The organism is Desulfocicer vacuolatum DSM 3385 (assembly GCF_900176365.1).
Classification (GTDB): Bacteria; Desulfobacterota; Desulfobacteria; order Desulfobacterales; family Desulfobacteraceae; genus Desulfocicer; species Desulfocicer vacuolatum.
This window is the reverse complement of sequence record NZ_FWXY01000005.1, coordinates 228,220-246,619: the sequence shown is the minus strand read 5'-3', so window position 1 is coordinate 246,619 and position 18,400 is coordinate 228,220. Positions and strand designations below refer to the sequence as shown.

13 protein-coding genes are annotated in these 18,400 nt (G+C 46.2%); all 13 read left to right on the top strand.

The window, feature by feature from the left end; all coding sequences use genetic code 11:
• Positions 1-43: 43 nt before the first annotated feature.
• Positions 44-3,004: a PEP/pyruvate-binding domain-containing protein gene (locus B9A32_RS06740; RefSeq protein WP_084067765.1), complete on the top strand. Its 2,961-nt coding sequence runs from the start codon at positions 44-46 to the stop codon at positions 3,002-3,004.
• 126 nt (positions 3,005-3,130) lie between these two features.
• Positions 3,131-3,658, top strand: a complete 528-nt coding sequence (locus B9A32_RS06735) for a glycine cleavage system transcriptional repressor (RefSeq protein WP_170923733.1) — start codon at positions 3,131-3,133, stop codon at positions 3,656-3,658.
• Between the two features lie 101 nt (positions 3,659-3,759).
• Entirely contained in the window at positions 3,760-5,943 is a 2,184-nt protein-coding gene (locus tag B9A32_RS06730) for a RelA/SpoT family protein (RefSeq protein WP_170923732.1), read from the top strand.
• Between the two features lie 198 nt (positions 5,944-6,141).
• Positions 6,142-6,780, top strand: coding sequence for a cobalamin B12-binding domain-containing protein (locus B9A32_RS06725; RefSeq protein WP_084067762.1), 639 nt, complete (start codon positions 6,142-6,144; stop codon positions 6,778-6,780).
• Positions 6,770-7,822 (top strand): uroporphyrinogen decarboxylase family protein, encoded by a 1,053-nt coding sequence (locus tag B9A32_RS06720; protein WP_084067761.1) that lies wholly within the window; start codon positions 6,770-6,772, stop codon positions 7,820-7,822. Before B9A32_RS06725 ends, B9A32_RS06720 begins: the two co-directional genes overlap by 11 nt.
• A gap of 248 nt (positions 7,823-8,070) precedes the next feature.
• Positions 8,071-9,318, top strand: coding sequence for a sensor histidine kinase (locus B9A32_RS06715; RefSeq protein ID WP_084067760.1), 1,248 nt, complete (start codon positions 8,071-8,073; stop codon positions 9,316-9,318).
• Entirely contained in the window at positions 9,319-10,083 is a 765-nt protein-coding gene (locus tag B9A32_RS06710) for a response regulator (RefSeq protein ID WP_084067759.1), read from the top strand. It begins immediately after the preceding gene.
• Between the two features lie 161 nt (positions 10,084-10,244).
• Positions 10,245-11,141 (top strand): PHP domain-containing protein, encoded by an 897-nt coding sequence (locus tag B9A32_RS06705; RefSeq protein ID WP_084067758.1) that lies wholly within the window; start codon positions 10,245-10,247, stop codon positions 11,139-11,141.
• A gap of 160 nt (positions 11,142-11,301) precedes the next feature.
• Positions 11,302-13,395, top strand: a complete 2,094-nt coding sequence (locus B9A32_RS06700; protein ID WP_084067757.1) for a hypothetical protein — start codon at positions 11,302-11,304, stop codon at positions 13,393-13,395.
• Between the two features lie 642 nt (positions 13,396-14,037).
• Positions 14,038-15,969 carry an oxidoreductase gene (locus B9A32_RS06695; protein WP_084067754.1) on the top strand — a complete coding sequence of 644 codons (1,932 nt, stop codon included), beginning with the start codon at positions 14,038-14,040 and terminating at the stop codon, positions 15,967-15,969.
• 129 nt (positions 15,970-16,098) lie between these two features.
• A complete protein-coding gene (locus tag B9A32_RS06690; RefSeq protein ID WP_084067752.1) occupies positions 16,099-16,695 on the top strand; it encodes a metallophosphoesterase family protein in 597 nt (198 codons plus the stop codon).
• The gene (locus tag B9A32_RS06685; protein WP_084067750.1) at positions 16,664-17,782 is read left to right on the top strand and encodes an Lrp/AsnC ligand binding domain-containing protein; all 1,119 of its coding nucleotides are present in this window, start codon (positions 16,664-16,666) and stop codon (positions 17,780-17,782) included. The genes B9A32_RS06690 and B9A32_RS06685 overlap by 32 nt, the downstream gene beginning before the upstream one ends.
• Positions 17,783-17,837: 55 nt before the next feature.
• Positions 17,838-18,353, top strand: coding sequence for a chemotaxis protein CheW (locus tag B9A32_RS06680; protein ID WP_084067748.1), 516 nt, complete (start codon positions 17,838-17,840; stop codon positions 18,351-18,353).
• Positions 18,354-18,400 lie beyond the last annotated feature (47 nt).

Here is an 18,400-nt window from a genome sequence, read left to right as displayed (position 1 = left end):
CTGCGGCAGATTGACAATAATTAAACCGACCGGGGGGTAATAAATGAAAAAATGCCCAATCCACCAGAAAAGTCCCCAAAAATCCTGTTTTAAATCCTTTCATGAACTCATTGCCCTGCGCGTAAATGAAATTCTTTTAATTTCAAGCCCCTATGATGCCTTTGTCATGCAGGAGGACGGTCATCTCTCCGAGCGGATCATCCATGAGTACCAGGGATTAAATCTAAGTCGTCCTCCCCGGCTTTCCTGGGTTTCCAATGCCGCCGAAGCCCTGAAAGATCTGGCTGCCGTTTCATATGATATTGTCATTGTCATGCCCCATATCAGTGATATGGACTCCTATGCCCTTTGTGGCAAAATTAAATCCCTGTACCCGGATCTGCCGGTGTATTATTTTGCCTATGATGCCGGTAAAGTCCTAAAGGAAAAGCAGTGCTATAATCGGAAAATCATTGACCGGACTTTTATATGGAGGGGAAACACCGATCTTTTGTTGGCCCTGGTGAAAAACCGGGAAGACAGTATGAACGTGGATACCGACACAAGGCTTGCCGACGTGCGGGTGGTGATTTTTGTGGAGGACTCTCCCTTTTATCTTTCCACCCTTCTTCCCTATCTTTACAAGGAAATTGTCATGCAGACCCAGGCGGTTATGGATGATTCCCTCAATGAAAAGGAGCGCATATTAAGGATGCGAACCCGTCCCAAAATCCTGGTGGCGGAAAATTATGAGCAGGCATGGGCCCTGTATGAAAAATACAAAGAATATCTCATGTGCGTGGTGTCTGATGTGCGCTATGAAAAACAGGGAAAAGAGGATGCAGAGGCCGGCATTAAACTGTTATTGACCATCAACCGGGAAGTTCCGGACCTTCCCCTTTTGATGCTCTCTTCAGAGCCTGAGAACAGAGAACGGGCCGATGCCATTCCTGCCTTTTTTCTGGATAAAAATTCTGCGTCTTTACATGCCGATATCCGGTATTTTTTTGTCCACTATCTTGGGTTTGGAGATTTTTTATTTCGCATGCCCGACGGCAGGGTGGTGGCCCGGGCATCCAACCTGAGAAGCCTTGCCAGCATTCTGCACTCTGTGCCGGATGAATCCATAGCCTACCATGCAAGCCATAATCATTTTTCACGCTGGCTCATGGCACGTTTTGAAATGCAATTGGCCGCTGGCATCCGTCCCATCAAGGTGAGTGATTTTCCCAGCACCCGCCACTTGAAAGAGATGCTCACCGATGTTATCCGGGATCGACTTAAGATCAAACAAAAGGGGTTGATCTCTGATTTTGTAAGCAAAGAGTATGATCCTGATATTGATTTTGTGAAAATCGGGAAAGGGTCCCTGGGGGGCAAAGCCAGGGGGCTTGCATTTATTTCGAGCATGTTCCGGGAAAATTCTGAATTTAAAAATTTATTTTCAGAAGCCAATATTGTTTTGCCAAGAATTGTGGTGATAACCACCGATGGATTTGACGCCTTTGAGTTGGAAAATGATCTCTGGAAATTTCGAAACAAGGTTCACACGGATGGGGAAATTGAAGATTATTTTAAAAAAGCCGGCTTTCCCCAATGGCTGGCCAATGATTTAAGAATTTTTCTGCGCCACACCCAGGGTCCCCTTGCTGTGAGATCCTCAGCCATATTGGAGGATGCCCACTACAGGCCCAGTGCCGGTGCCTATGCCACCTATATGCTGCCCAACAACCATCCTAAAATTCAGGTGCGTCTGGATCAGTTAATCCAGGCCATCAAACTTGTGTACGCTTCATTATACAAAGAAGCCCCCCGGGTGCTGGCCCGTCGATCCATTTATCGGCCCGAGGACGACAAGATGGCAGTGATCATCCAGAAGCTTGTGGGATGTCAACACGGTGACTTTTTCTATCCAGGTATCTCCGGTGTGGCGCAATCCTATAATTTTTATCCGGTGGATTACATGAAGCCGGAAGAGGGGGTGGCACACATGGCACTGGGATTGGGTAAAATTGTGATGGACGGCGGGGTGGCCATACGATTTTCCCCCAGGTATCCCCAATTTTTGCCTCAATTTTCCACGGTGGAAAATATTCTTAAGAATGCCCAGCGTTATTTTTATGCCTTAAGGATGAAAACAGAGAATGAAGACTATATAACCCATCCTGACATGGAACTTGAAAAAATTAATGTGGATGACGCCATGGATCATGCACCGGTACAACGCTTTTCCAGCACCTATGTCCCCGAAGATGGACGTATCCGGGATGTATTCACTCAAAAGGGATATCCTGTGCTCACCTTTGCCTCCATTTTAAAATTTAAGGAATTTCCCCTGGGAAAAATTTTGTCTCAATTACTGGAAGTGGGCCGGAAGGGCATGGGATGTCCTGTGGAGATGGAGTTTGCTGTTAATTTCAATGACCGCAAAACAGCTGAGTTTTATCTGCTCCAGATCAGGCCCATGATGGTGGCCCGGGACAAACTTAACGTGGAAATCAATCAAAATGATTTAAATCGTTCCTTTTGCTATTCAGAACAGGCCATGGGCAGGAGCCAGGAAACCTCGATCCATGATATCATATATGTAAAACTCCATGATTTTGATACCACCGGAACCGTGGAGATTGCCGAAGAAATTGGACAGATGAATGAGTTGCTCAAGCACAATGATCGAAAATATCTTCTCATTGGTCCGGGGCGATGGGGAACCGCAGACCCATGGCTGGGAATTCCCGTAAAATGGTCACACATCACCGGGGTGGGTACCATTATTGAAACCACCTCGGAAAAGCTCAGTGCAGATCCCTCCCAGGGGAGCCACTTTTTTCATAATATCACTTCTCTGGGTATTAACTATCTCGGGGTTTCCCAAAAAGACAATAATGTAATTGACTGGCATTGGCTGGATAGTCAAAGGGTGGAAAAAGAAACCCGATATTTAAAATATATTTCATTGAAAAAACCGGCTTTGATCAAAATTAACGGAAAAGATTCCACAGCTGTTATCCGAAAACCGTCCTGAAAAGCATAGGCTAATCAACATCCGCTATTATCTTGGAATTTCCTTGCAAGAAATATCTGTGCTATTGTAAGCTTCATGGAAATAGAGAATAATGCTTAATTTTTAAACATGGGATATGGAGTACACATGAATCAGAAGTTTATCATGACCGCTTTTGGCAAAGACAGGCCCGGTATTGTGGCAGATGTTTCCGAAATTATTTACGAAAATGGATGTAACCTTGAGGATTCCAGTATGGGGATTCTGGGGGATGAGTTCACCTTGATGCTTCTTTTAACAGGGCAGGGTGAAAATCTTGAAAATGATCTGTACAGGGATATCAGAAGGCTTGAAAAAGAAAAGGGTATTTCTGTTTTTATCCGTGCACTGGATTACCATGTATCGGAATTAAAAGAAAATACCTTGATGCATACCATTCGGGTGGAGGGCTTTGACCAGGGCGGTATTGTCCATACCATCAGTAAATTTCTTTCCCAGAACAGTGTCAACATCGAGACCCTTTCCACCCGGACCCGCCTGACTCCGGAGAGCGGAACCCCCCTTTATACCATGAAAATAATTGCCTCTTTTCCCCGTGGGGTTTCCGTGGAGGTCATTGAAGAAGGACTGGAGCGCATCGGTAATGAGTTGAATGTGGACATTGAACTTTCGTAAGGCAGGATAAACAATAGCAGTACCGTGGATTAAACGGTATTTTAAACCTGTTCGAATGAATTGGGATGGGTGAGCAAAACGGAACGCAAGGAACAGTGTATATGAATGACCATCAAGCGGTTAAAAGGCCATATGTGGTGGAGGAACTGGCCAAAGAGTTACCGCTGGATAATTTTAAAAATGTGATTGCTTTATGTTCCCGGGAAAACCCGGGAAAAGGAAAAAACCTGGTGCTGAAGGCCCTGGCATTTGCCCATAAACACCATGCCGGCCAGACCCGACGATCCGGTGAGCAATATATCACCCATCCCATTGCAGCAGCGGAAATTCTGGCCGGAGACCTGGGGTTGAGCGATCCTGAACTCATTGCCGCTGCCATTTTACATGATATTGTGGAGGATGTCCCCGGCTTGAACCTCCATGATATTCAAAGGCTTTTTGGCAAAAATGTGGCAGCTTTTGTGGACGGGTGCACCAAATTTAAACTCAGCCGCATGAAGGCATCCCAGAGCAAGGATCTCACCTACCAGAAAATGGTGCTCATGGCCAGTAAGCATCCGGAAATTCTTTTGATTAAAATGGCCGATCGCATGCATAATATGGAAACCCTTGGTGCACTGCAGGAGAGTCGACGCCAGCGCATTGCCCAGGAAACCATGGAAGTGTATGCCCCTTTGGCAGCCAAGTTAAATTTGTTTACCTTTAAGCGCAGACTCTATCATCTCTCCCTTCAGCAGCGTTTTCCCAAAAAAAGCAAACGATTGATGGGCATGCTCAATAAACTCATGGAGTCCCGGGAAGTAAAAGAGATGAAGTCGGGTTTTGAAGCGGTGTGTGCAGAACTTCCATTTCCGGTGACGGTGAAAGCCCGCTTAAAAACCTTGTGGTCACTATATTCTCCGGCCAAAAAGACCCTTGAACGGGAAAATGCAGAAAACATGGTGGATTTTACCATTATACTGCATACAGATGTCATACCGGAATGTTACCGCGTGCTGGGCATGGTGAATCAACTTTATCCACCTGTTCCCAAGAGCATCCGGGATTATATTGCCAATCCCAAGGTTAACGGTTATCAGAGTCTTCATGTGAGAATTTCCTGCAAGGATCGGAAATATCTTGTGAAAATTCGTAACCGGGAAATGAATCAGGTGGCCCAGCGGGGGGTATTGCTCCATTGGGATGATAAAGAGATGTTCCGGGAGTATCGCCAGATGATCAGTGATGCCCTGAAAAATATCGGTGAGTTTGAAGGATCACCTGCGGGCCGTAAAAATCTTTTTGGCCAATTGTCCCAGGAGCAGGAAATTTTTGTTTATACCCCCCGGGGAGACATTGAGTACCTGCCCCAGGGAAGTGTTGTGCTGGATTTTGCCTATAAAGTTCATACCTCCCTGGGCGATAGATGTAAATATGCCTGGGTGAACAATTTGCGGGTGTCCCCCGGGTATCAGCTCAGCGACGGCGATATGGTGAAAATTGTCACAGACCAAAAAGTCCTGGGGGTGGGGCCGGGATTTGAACAGATCTGCAAAACCCCCAAGGCCAGAAATGCCGTTAACAAATATCTCCAGAAAAGGCGGCGGGTCCATGCCATTAAAATTGGATGGGATTTTCTATTGCAGGAGATGAATCGCCACGGCATTTCCATAAATCTTTTGTATTCTCCGTCCATGTCCAATTTTTTAATTTATAAAAATTTTGACAGCCTGGACGATCTTTTTGAAAGTGTGGGACAAGACATTGTTCAACCCCGTGAAATATTATGGGAAATGGCATCTATTCTTTCCCAGACCGGAAAAAGAGTCATGGAAAAGAAAGGGGTTCGTAATTTTATCAATATTTCCCGGGTGGAGCCGGGTGTCCATAAATTTTCCAGATGTTGTAAGCCCCTTCCCGGGCTTGAGAATACCGTTGCCACTTTGAGTAAAAGGGGGGTTTCCTTCCACCGGGATCATTGCCGGGAATACATGGCAAGCAGCAGTTATTCTGCGGATAAAATTCTGGATGTATACTGGGATCTGGCGTCGGTGTGGCGCAATGCCTTAAAATTTAAACTTTTTCTCAAGGGAAAAACCGTGGGAGAGTGTCTTAAAGTTATGGCAGACATTCCCCATGGCGTTACATTGCATCAGATTGAACAGACGGGCAATGAAGGCAAGGGGGTCACAATGCTGGTGACTCTCATCGGATTCAACGCTTCAAAAACTTTTTTTGAAAGCTTTGAACAAAGAGATTTTTATCCTGTGATCGAGGCCTATGGAAGGGACAGCATTAATTTTTGATGATTTAAGGGAGTTAGCAGTTTTTAATTTACCGTTTATTCAATGTTCCACCCATAAAATATGGTGGTCTAAATTTTGTAAATGGTAAATCAATAAGATCTGACTCCTTAAGGCTATTTGTGGTAAAGAATATACTGATCTGTTTGTATTTTATCCGCCAATAGCCTAAATCTTTAATTTTGTATGAAAGGTGTGTGCATGAAGCATGACATTTCATTACTGGTGGAGTCCCTTTTGGTGGCTGATCGTCTGGCGGCTGAAGGCATTGTTAATGAATTAACACAAGACGTTTCCCCCATCAGCATCATTGAAACGCTCATTGTGCCGGCTTTGGAGCACATCGGCAGGGGCTGGGAAGACGGTTCCGTGGCCTTGTCCCAGGTTTACATGGGGGGACGAATCTGTGAAAAAATGGTGAATATCCTTTTGCCGCCGGGGGCGCCTGATCGTAAGGATCAGCCCCGCATGGCACTTTGCGTGTTGCAGGATCACCATCTGCTGGGAAAACAAATTGTCTATTCTCTTCTCCGTGCCGCCGGGTTTGAGCTTCTTGATTATGGCAATATTTCTGTGGATGAGGTGGTGAAACGGGTAAAGAGCGATGGCATAAAAGTGCTTTTAATTTCTGTGCTCATGCTTCCCTCGGCTTTAAAAATAAGAAAAGTCACCACAGCTTTTGACGACATGGGGCTTGATGTGAAAATTGTGGTGGGAGGGGCTCCTTTTAAATTTGATGACCAATTGTTCCAGGTCGTGGGGGCAGATGCCATGTGCACCACAGCATCCAGTGTGGTACCGGTTATTGAAAAAATCATGGAGGTGTCCCATGGAAACTGATCATATGACTTCACTTGAACGGGTTTTGACAACATTGGGACATAATGAACCGGACCGTGTTCCCCTGTTTTTATTTTTAACCATGCACGGTGCCAAAGAGCTGGGATTGTCCATAAAGGACTATTTTTCCCGGGGAGAACATGTGGTGCAGGGTCAGCTCAAGCTCCTTGAAAAATATGGGCATGACTGCATTTATAATTTTTATCATGCCCCCCTGGAAGTGGAAGCCTGGGGGGGCGAGGTTGTTTATTGTGAAGACGGCCCTCCAAATTCCGGCACACCTTTTATAAAAGATATTAAAGAAATTGATTCCCTTGAGCCACCTCTCATTGATGCATGTACCTGCCTTGAAAAAGTGTTGACCTCTGCCCGGCTTTTAAAAGAGCATGTCCAGGATCAAGTACCTATTATAGGGGTGGTGATGTCTCCTTTTTCTTTGCCGGTGATGCAGCTTGGTTTTAACAAATACATTGAACTGATCTATGAATCTCCCCTCTTGTTCCGGCGATTGATGGAGGTCAATACCCGCTTTTGTGTGAACTGGGCCAATGCCCAGCTGGACGCCGGCAGCACAGCCATCTGTTATTTTGATCCGGTGTCGTCCCCCACCATCATTCCCCGGGAACTTTATTTAAAGACAGGATTCAAGGTGGCAAAAAATACCATTGCGCAAATCAACGGCCCCACAGCCACCCACTTGGCATCGGGACGGGGACTATCCATTGTGGATGATCTTGTCAAAACCGGCACAGACATCATGGGGAGCAGTTCTCTGGAGGATCTTGGCCGGGTAAAGGCGGCGTGCAGGGGAAAATTAACGGTGCTGGGGGATCTCAATGGCATTGGCATGTGTGGCTGGACACCGGAACAGGCAGAAGAAGAAGTAAAAAAAGCCATTGCCGCCGCAGGTCCGGGGGGTGGTTTTCTGCTGTCAGATAACCATGGAGAGATTCCCTTTCAGGTTCCGGATGAAGTGCTTCTGGCCATATCCCGGGCAGTGCGCCAATGGGGACAATATCCCCTGGACTGGATCTCTTCATGAGGTGTGGCCATGGGCTGTGCTTTAACCATATCATGTCCCAACACATGTTTAAGACTCAACTTTCGGGCTTCATTTCAAAGCCAGCATTTTTAAATGTACCGATGGGGTCAGGCTTTTGTTATTGATGTTATCGACCAAGGCCTTTGCCAACGAAAAAAGCCTCGATAATGTCAATAACGAAAGCCTGACCCCACCAATGCGAACACCGAAAGTTGAGTTTAAGATAAATGCCGATAATTTGGTGAAATATGGAAAAAAAAGATCTTGACAAACAGATATCAGAATATGCCATGGCCCTGGATCTGCTGGGTAAAATGACCGGTTGTACCAGTGAAAAAGAGGCCGTTGACGGCATTATTGATCTGTTTGTCATGCTGTTTTCACCGGGGAAAATCGCTTTTCTTTGCCTTGGCCGGGGAATTCACAAAAATACTGTTTATCTTCCCCTTCACACAGAATCCCGTCGCGGGGTGGAGGCGCGGTTACTGGGCTCCAAAGCTCTTCATTACCGGACAGATTCAGAAACCGGGTTTGTATTTACAATGCAATACAATGGTGAGCCCATGGGCATAGTGGAGGTGGATGACCTTGCCTTTGTACAATACCGGGAAAGTTATTTTAATCTGGCCCTTTCCATTGCCGATGTATGTGGTCTTGTCATTGAAAATGCCAGAAGATATGAAAAGATTATAGAACAGAAGAAACGTCTTGCCCTGACTCTGAAAAAACTTAAGAAAACCCAGGCTCAACTGGTGGAATCCGAAAAAATGGCAGCTCTGGGAACCCTTGTGGCAGGTGTGGCCCACGAAATCAACACGCCTGTGTGGGTGTGTGTCACCGCAGTCTCCTCCATGGTGGATAAAAACAACAATCTTGGAAAATTATTCAGTGAAAAGAAAATGAAACGCTCTGACCTTGAGAGCTTTATTCAATTCACAGATGATACAGGGGCGCTTGTTTTAAAAAATTTGAAACGGGCAGGGGAGTTGGTTAGCGGTTTTAAACAGGTGTCCGTGGATCAAATGACAGACCAATTGCGAAAGTTCAGCCTGGAACCTTATTTCAGGGATGTTATCAGAAGTCTGAAACCTAAATTTGGAAGAAGAAATGTTCAGATCTGTCTTGCCTTTCAAAGCGCCATTGAAGTGACAAGCTACCCGGGACTTTATTCCCAGATTTTGACAAATTTACTGGTTAATTCTTTTACCCATGGGTATAAAGAAAAAGAGGGTGGAAAGATAATGCTTTTTGCTGCAAAACAAAAAGAAGAGCTGGTGATTCAATACAGTGATGATGGAAACGGCATGACAACGGAAAACAAACAACGGATATTTGATCCTTTTTTCACAACCAATAAAGAAGATGGCACAGGGTTGGGAATGCACATCGTTTATAATATTGTCACCCAGAAACTCAAGGGAACCATTTCCTGTGAGAGCAGCCCGGGACATGGTGTGAATTTTAAAATCGTCCTTCCCCGTGAAGGAGCAATTTAAATGGGTACTCAAATGAACGATAGCGATGAATTTGACGATCTTTTTGTACAGGAATTCAATGATGAAGATGGCCGGAATATTTTTCAAAACAGTGAGAAACAATGGAAAATTCTTGTGGTTGATGATGACGAGGATGTCCATGCGGTGACCCGGTTGGCCTTACAGGGATTTTCATTCCAGGGGAAAAATCTCATTATTCTGGAGGCCCATTCAGACAAATCGGCCAGAGAGATTTTAAAGGATCATCCCGATATTGCCCTGATGCTGGTTGATGTGGTTATGGAGAGTGACACGGCAGGGCTGAACCTTGTGGATTATGTTCGAAATGAGCTTAAAAACGAATCCATCCGTATTGTGTTGAGAACCGGTCAGCCGGGGGTTGCACCGGAACAAGAGGTGATTCGGGAGTATGAAATTGATGACTATAAAAGTAAAACTGAATTAACCTCAGAGAAATTATTCACAGCCATGATGGTGGGGTTGCGAACCTACGAGGCAATGAATACCAGGGAGCATTATCAAAAAAAACTGGAGCAGGAAGTGGCCCAGAGGACAGCGTCCCTGCAACAGGCCCTGGATGAAATAAAAATGCTCCGGGGGATTATTCCCATATGCTCAAATTGTAAAAAAATCCGGGATGATGATGGATGCTGGCGTCGATTTGAGGCCTATATCCAGAAATATTCCGAGGCCCAGTTCAGCCACAGTATCTGTCCTGATTGTGCCAGAAAGCTTTATCCTGATTTCCATCTGGATGATGATTGATAAATAAGGGAGTCAGATCTTATTGATTTACCATTTACAAAATTCAGACCGCCATATTTTATGGGTAGCATCTTATATAAACGGTAAATTGAAAACTGCTGACTGCCTAAGGGTTTCTGGGTTATCACCATGAATAAAATTTATAATTTTGGAGTGTTTTAATGTTTTACGCAGATTTGCATAATCACACCACAGCATCCGATGGCGATTATACCCCGGAAACGCTCATTTCCATCATGGCACGCCTGGGTGTTTCTGCTGTGGGGGTAACGGATCATGATACCGTGGGGGGGCTGGAAACGGCCCTGGAACAGGGGACCCGTCTGGGCATTGAGGTGGTGCCCGGGGTGGAGGTGTCTGTGCGGTTTAAGGAGTCTTTTTTCACCGGAACCTTGCACCTGTTATGTTATTTTTCACCGGATTTACTTAAAAATCATGAATTTATAGATACCTTGAAAACAACCCTTGGAAAGGGCAGGGGGGAAGCCCTGATCCGGGCCAGGGTGGCGGAAATAAATCGTATATTCGGCCCGGAGGGAGACGAGGCCGTGTTGTCAAGGCCCATGACCCATGATGAAATTGCAGCGTATGCGCCTTCGGTGTCCCGGCGCCATTTTGCCCTGGCCCTGGCAGAAAAACATGGCATCACAGACCGGGATCAGATTAACCATGTCATTGGCAACAATAGTCCGGCCTACCTGCCATCGGGCATTGATATTGCCCTGGTGAAATCATTTACATCAGCATTTCCTGTGGTAACAGTATTGGCCCATCCTGCTGCAGGGTCTTTCCCCGGCAAAGGGCACTACAGAGAGGTGCTTCCCCCGGTGGAGACCGTGGAAAGGCTCTTTCCCCGGTTTCTGGATGTGGGGCTCCATGGCATTGAAGTCAGCTATCCGGGCCATACCTTGGAGCACCGAACCTTGTTAAGGGGATGGGCTGAAAAATACAACCTTGTGGTCACCGGAGGTTCTGACTGTCACGATGAAGTGCAGCGACCTGCCGGAGTGGCAGGCATCTCAAAGGAGCAGTTTGATATATTTAAAAGTTTGTTTTGATTGAAATAGTTGTGGTCTTTTGAGAGATCTCCTGCTATGATTCAGAACAAATTTCAATCATATCAGTGAGGTGGTCATGATAAAAAAGATACAAAGATTCGTCTTGGCGATGACTTTGGTATTATTTTTACCTTTATCTGCGTTTTCCATGGATATTGGAATGAATCTTAATTCCGTTTCAGACTGGTCCTTTGACCATGTCTTCCTGGATGTTTTTAAAAAAGCAAGACCCTGGTGCACACAAAATGCCGATGATTCAGGCTCCTGGAATACAAAATTTTACGATGATATCCCCAGGGATGCAAATGGATGGCCCACCCAGGTACCCTTTGTACCCGCAACTTCAGATTTTCCCCAGACGGTTCATACCCTGGTCACCGTGGTGAAAGGTGGCACCTACACCCTGACCTATGAAGGCATGGGGAACTTTACAATCAAAGGGTCGGGCGGAGCATTGAACATCATTGAATCGGACACCCAGGGAATCAAAACATTTTCATTTGATGTGACCATGGACGAGGAGCAGACCGGCACCATATGGCTGGAAATTTTATCCACAGACAGCAGCGATTATCTAAGAAATTTTAAAATCATGACCCCGGGCTATATATCTGATGAATCAAATCCCTTTCATCCAGAATATAAAACACGGCTGACAAATTTTTCAGTGCTCAGGTTCATGGACTGGGGACGCACCAATGCATCACCGGTGGTAACATGGAATGATCGCACCCAACCCGGTGATTATACCCAGGCCGGAAACAATGGGGTGGCTTTGGAATACATGGTCATGCTGGCCAATGATCTGGAAAAAGATCTGTGGATATGTATCCCCCATCAGGCAGATGATAATTATATTTCCCAATGTGCCCAATTGTTAAAAAACACGGTGGGTCCTGATATTAAAATTTATGTGGAATATTCCAATGAAACCTGGAATTGCAGTTCTTCGTTCTCCCAGACCCTCTGGGTTCAAGATAAAGGCGTTGCTTTGGGGTTGGATGGGGACCGCTGGAAAGCTGGACAAAAATACGCAGGGGTGCGCTCTGCTGAAATATGGCGTCTTTTTCAAGAGGTTTTTGGTGCAGATATGCACACAAGGATTGTGAAGGTTTTGGCCACCCAGTCGGCGAACAGCGGCATTTCTGAAATGCGGCTTGACATTTTTTCTGATCCTCAGCTTAACCCGGATGGTATACAGCCTGACGCTCTGGCCATGGCACCTTATTTTGGAGGGGATGTGGCAGATGATATTGTGGACAGACAGGAGGTGGATTCTATTTCTGTCACGGACATTTTATCCCGGGCACAGGAAGACATTGAGCTTACCCTGCCTGATGAAATAACGGCCCAAAAAGCCTTGGCCATGGCTCATAATCTGGAGTTGATATGTTATGAGGGCGGCCAGCATCTGGTGGGAACCCTGGGCAATGAAAACAACGACATATTAACGGGCAAACTGCTTGCAGCCAACCGATCTTTGGAAATGGGGGCATTGTATACCCAGTATCTTACCTTGCTTCAAACAAAGGGGGTAAGCCATTTTAATAATTTTTCCTATATTGGTGCCTACAATAAATGGGGTAGCTGGGGTGTTTTTGAACATTTGTTTCAGGCAAGTGACACATCCCCTAAATTTCAAATTCTCAATACCTGGATTGATGAAAATCCACCACCACCGGAAGAACCGGAACCTGTGGTGGGACCTCCCACCTTGGTCACCTCCAGGCTTACGGGGGTGTCTCCAGCCTTGAACACTCCATGGGATCTTACCGATGAACTGTATCCCAATATTATTTATCATGGATGGACCCTGGGAAGTGGGGTAACGCCCCTTGGGGATGATGATGCCATGGTGTTTTCCCTTTGCAATAAAAAGAAGCTGACATCCCTGAGCACCGCCGTTAAAGAAAATCAATATGCTGCTGTCTCACTGGAACCGGCAGTGGGGTGGACCATGGATCTTGGCGGGGCCGCTGTGACCTTGACCATTCGTCGGATGGATAACCATGGGGGACATCAATATGCTGTTTTTTCCAGTGTTGACGGATTTAAAAACGGTGACGAGATTTTTGTTTCAGATTATTATGACTTCTGGTCGGTTAAAGATGTGGTGCTCTCTTTTAATCTGCCCCGGGAGGGATATACTGCCATTGACAATGCCATTGAGTTCCGGGTCTACCCCTTTGATGCGCAGTATTGTGGTAAAAAGCTTGGCATTTCCGGGTTCACCCTGGAAGGCACGCTATATTGATACATTCATTTTTTAATAACTGCCTTGGGAAGACCTTATTTTGATCCGGCTCTGCCCACAAAGAAAAATGAAACTCTAATTATTACAGCTTTTTGGATGGAGTTTTATATAACTCACATGTCCTGGCGGACACAACAAATATAAGGTCGTCGACGCGGAGCCAAATGGTATTATACCGCCGCCCCCCGACGGGCAATGGGCCCGGACCGGAACTGTAGACAGCTCAATTGTCCGGTTCCTATTGCCCATCGGGGGGCGGCTCTGCCTTAGCTTGCCTTGGAGGCTGCCTTTCATATAAAAAAAATATGAGCATTTAGAAATTAAAAAACACCCCTTCTGAATCGTAGACTCAGAAGGGGTGTTCTGGTTTGAATTTTTGGGGTTTGTTTTTTTAGAGATACAAAGGGGTAAAAGAAGCGATTATTCTTTCCAGAAATACTTTTACAAATTTTTTGAATAGATCTATATATAATTCACAGAATTTTAAAAGCTTGTTTTAAAATCAGTGGAAAGCTGCCCATTCATCTATTTTAAAACAGACCCTGAAAGATCCACCAGACTGCAATATTTCTTTATTTTGACTCTATTCGTTATCATACGAACAGAGTTTAATCATTTATTTTTATGCAGGAGGATATCCACATGCCCCAACTGAGCCATCTGTTTTCACCCATTGAAATCGGTTCCATGACAGTTAAAAATCGCCTTTTAATGCCATCCATGAGTATTAATTTTGGTGTGGACGATAATTGCTATGTCACCGATCAGCTGACAGAGTATTTTCTGGAGCGGGCCAGGGGGGGCGTAGGAATGATGATGGTGGGCGGGGGCGGCGTTCATCCCGGAGGACAGGAACAGCCGGATCTGCCATTGCTTTATGACGATAAATGTATCCCAGCCTTAAAACAAATGGTTGACAAAGTCAAGGGGTATGGTACCCGGTTCGGGGTCCAGCTCATGCATGGAGGGCGTCAATGCTATCTTCCCCAAAAAGTAGCCCCTTCCGCCATTCCGGCCCCTGCAGTGGTGAAGGGAGAGGTGCGGGCCCTTGAAGTTCCGGAAATAAAAGAAATTGCAGGTTGTTTTGGCGACGCCACCCGGAGATGCAAGGATGCCGGGTTTGATTTTGTGGAGATCCATGCGGCCCACGGTTATTTGATCAATCAATTCATGTCCCCCAATGCCAATGTTCGCACCGATGAATACGGCGGCAGCTTTGAGAACAGAACCCGTTTCTTTTTTGAAGTCATGGCTGATATCCGGGAAAAAACCGGGCCTGATTTTCCCGTGGGTATTCGGATTAACGGCAATGATTTCATGGAAAATGGCTGGACCCTGGAAGATACCGTACGTCTGGTACCTTTTATTGAAAAGGCAGGGGCCGCATACATCCATGTGTCAGCGGGGGTGTATGGCTCCACAGAACTGACCATTCCTTCCATGTACTCCCCCCATGGGTGTTTTGTTCACCTGGCAAAGGCTGTGAAGGCTGTGGCAACGGTGCCGGTGATCGCTGTGGGTAGAATCAAAGATCCGCAGTTTGCCGATGAAATTTTGGCCAGGGGGGATGCAGACATGGTGGCCATGGGCCGGGCGCTCCTTGCCGATCCCCACATGCCAGCCAAAGCCCTGGCTGGCAATTTTTCCGCCATAAGGCCCTGTGTGGGGTGTTGTCTGGGATGCATCCATGCCGTACTTGCCGGGGAACCCGGTTCCTGCGTGGTGAACCCTGACGTGGGGCGTGAAGCCCAGGTAAGGGATGAAGGCAAAACATTAAACCCACAAAAAATTTTGGTGGTGGGGGCAGGCCCGTCGGGCATGGCTGCCGCACGCCTTTTTGCCCTGAGGGGCCATGGGGTGAAGGTGGTGGAAAAAGGACCGGACACCGGTGGTCTCATGGCCCTTGCATCCAAGGCACCCGGGCGGGGGGAGATCAATGATATCCTTAATTTTTTTAGAAATGAACTTGTCCGTCTTGGCATTGAGATTGAGCATGATACCATGCTGGATGAGGCTGTTTTAGATGAATTTAAACCGGACAAAGTGATCCTGGCCACGGGCTCCATGCCGGATATGCCCGTAATTAAAGGCTTATTTCAGACCCATATGGCCCTTGTAACCAATGTGGATATCCTTTCCGGCGAAGAACCCCCCGGGAAAAAAGTCATTGTACTGGGGGGCGGGATGACCGGGTTGGTCACTGCTGATTTTCTGGGACAGCAGGGCTGTGAAGTGCATGTGTTAAACCGCAAAAACCGTTTTGCCGAAGAGATGTCTGCCAATGATCGCTATTATCTCCGGGAAAGTATTAAGGAAAAAAATATTACCCTTTATAAAAAAGTCAGCATCAAGGGATTTACCCGGGATGGGGTCAGCTTTAAAACCCGGGGAGAGAGCCTTTCCCTGGAAGGATGTGACATGGTTGTGATTTCTGAAAAGCAGGTCTCCGTGCGTGAAATCAAAACATTGGAAGATAAAACCGATGCCACATTCCATGTCATCGGAGATGCTAAACTGCCCCGCCATCTGATGTTCTGCATCAGCGAAGCCGAGGAAATTGCTCGATCCATATGATTGTTTTTATTCCTTGAACTTGGAGAAAAGTTTTCCCGTGGGGGGCGGTATGATAGCATATTCCAATATTCGCTGTGTCCGGCAGGCCATGACCGTTGTATGAAAAAATAAAAGGATTATGATCACCCGATGAAAATATTGACTGTATCAGATGTGGTGGTTCCTGAACTTTACAAAGAACTGGATAAAAAGGCATTCCCGGACATTGACCTTGTCATGGCCTGTGGGGATCTGCCTCCAGAGTATCTCTCCTTTTTATGTCACGTATTTGGGGGGCCTCTTTTTTATGTCCGGGGTAACCATGATATCCGATACAATGAAAAACCGCCCCAGGGATGCACTGATATCCATGGACGCATTGCAAAATACCAGGGCCTGAAAATCCTGGGGCTTGGGGGCTCAAGATGGTACAATGGCGGTGTCAATCAATATACGGAACAAGAGATGAAAAGGTATATCCGTAGATTGAAATTTTCCCTGTGGCGGAACCGGGGGGTGGATATTGTCATCACCCATGCATCACCAAGATACATCCATGATGCAGAAGACCCTTGCCACAGAGGTTTCAGGTGTTTTGGTACTTTTATTGATAAATATGGGCCTGCCTATTTTATCCATGGCCATATCCATCGGGATTTTGATTCTCCGGAGGAACGCATAACCCGGGTTAATAAAACAAAGGTGATTAATACCTATGGTTACAACATCATCCACATCCACCCTTAAACGCTGGTTTCGGAAATTAACCGGTCAAAAGGATTCTGATACCAGGCTCAAGGATGCAAATTATTTCAAGACCAGGCAAGAGATAGAAGGCGCTTTTGATACAAAGGATCGAGGGGTTCAAACCGTTAAAGTGGCCCAGATCACAGGAAGCGTGGGACGTTATCAAGATTTTGATGATCAATTCCGATTCCGGGGCAATAAAACCTCGGAACGGTTTCTAAGCGTGCTGGAGGCCATGCGCACCGGCAAAGTACTCCCCCCCATCAAGCTGTACCAGATCAAGGATGAATACTATGTCATGGACGGCAATCACAGGGTGGCTGCGGCAAAGCAGTTGAAGCACGATGAAATTCTGGCCACCATTCTGGAATTTATCCCCAGCATTGAAACCCTTGATAACCTTCTTTATAAGGAAATGGTGCAGTTTTGTGAAGAGACAGGCCTTCCCCGGGTGATCAAGCTCACTGAACCCGGTAAATACCGTCAACTTTCAGGGCAGATTCAGCAGCATCATCAATATCTTAAAGGTGAGACCAAGGGTGATGTCACTCTTTTCAAGGCTGCCAGGGACTGGTATAAAACCATTTACACCCCTTTTTGTGCCATTATCAAAAGGGGAGGGCTGTTGGAACGATTTTCCAATCGTACCCTGGCAGATCTTTATACTTATATTTCTTCCGGGTATTGGGGAAAGAAAAAGAACGTGGCCTACGGCATTGGCCTGGGGCGCATGATTCCCAATAATATGGAGGATTTCCGATCCAATATGGCAAAGCTCAAAGAGCTGGAATACCCGGAGATGAAGCAGGGAATCACTGCCTTTGTTCTCATGAATGTCAAGGGAAAGCAGGAGAATCGGATTCTAGAACGCCTGTATGAACTGGATGAAGTGATGGAGGTCCATGCGGTGCATGGAGATGTGGATTTATTGGTTAAAACGGTGTTGACAAGGGATTTGCTCAGCTCCGATGCTGAGGTTATTTCCAATTTTGTCCATGATAAAATCAGGCAGTTTAATGGGGTGATCAGTACTAAAACCTTGATACCCGGGGTGTCCAAAATTAAACCCCAGGAAGTTTTGTTTTAAAATTTAATCCATAGTTGATTCCAGACCCGATAAAAGTTGTGTGAGGCGGATAAAAATGAGTGACATCCAAAAAGATCAAACCCGTCAGGATGCTGTCCAGGACAAAGACGTGGAAAATCATCCCTCGGACAGTTCCAATGAAAAAATAGAAATTGTCATATTTTCCATGGCCCGGCGTTATTTTGCATTTAAAGGGGCCGAAGTGAGGGAAATTTTACCACACACCCCGGTCACCCAGGTACCGGGATGCCCCCGGACAATCCGTGGGATTATTAATGTGCGCGGCGTCATTGAATCGGTGGTGAACCTTCATGACCTGCTTGAAATGGACGATGCCCCCATTGGTGCTTCTACCCGGTTTATCCTGGCGCAGTGCGAGGATATCTTATCCGGTATCCAGGTGGAAAGTGTTGAAGATGTGCTTTCCATTGACCCTTGCCGGATAAAACCGGTGATATCCACCCTGCCTGCTGCCACCAGAAAATATGCCCTGGGCGGCGGAGAACTCTACAAAGACCATTATGTGGTTTTGCTCAGTGTGAAAAAAATATTTGCTGAACTGATCAAATAAAGCGCTTCCCCCCAGAAAGATAATAATGGCATATAGGATGGGTAACA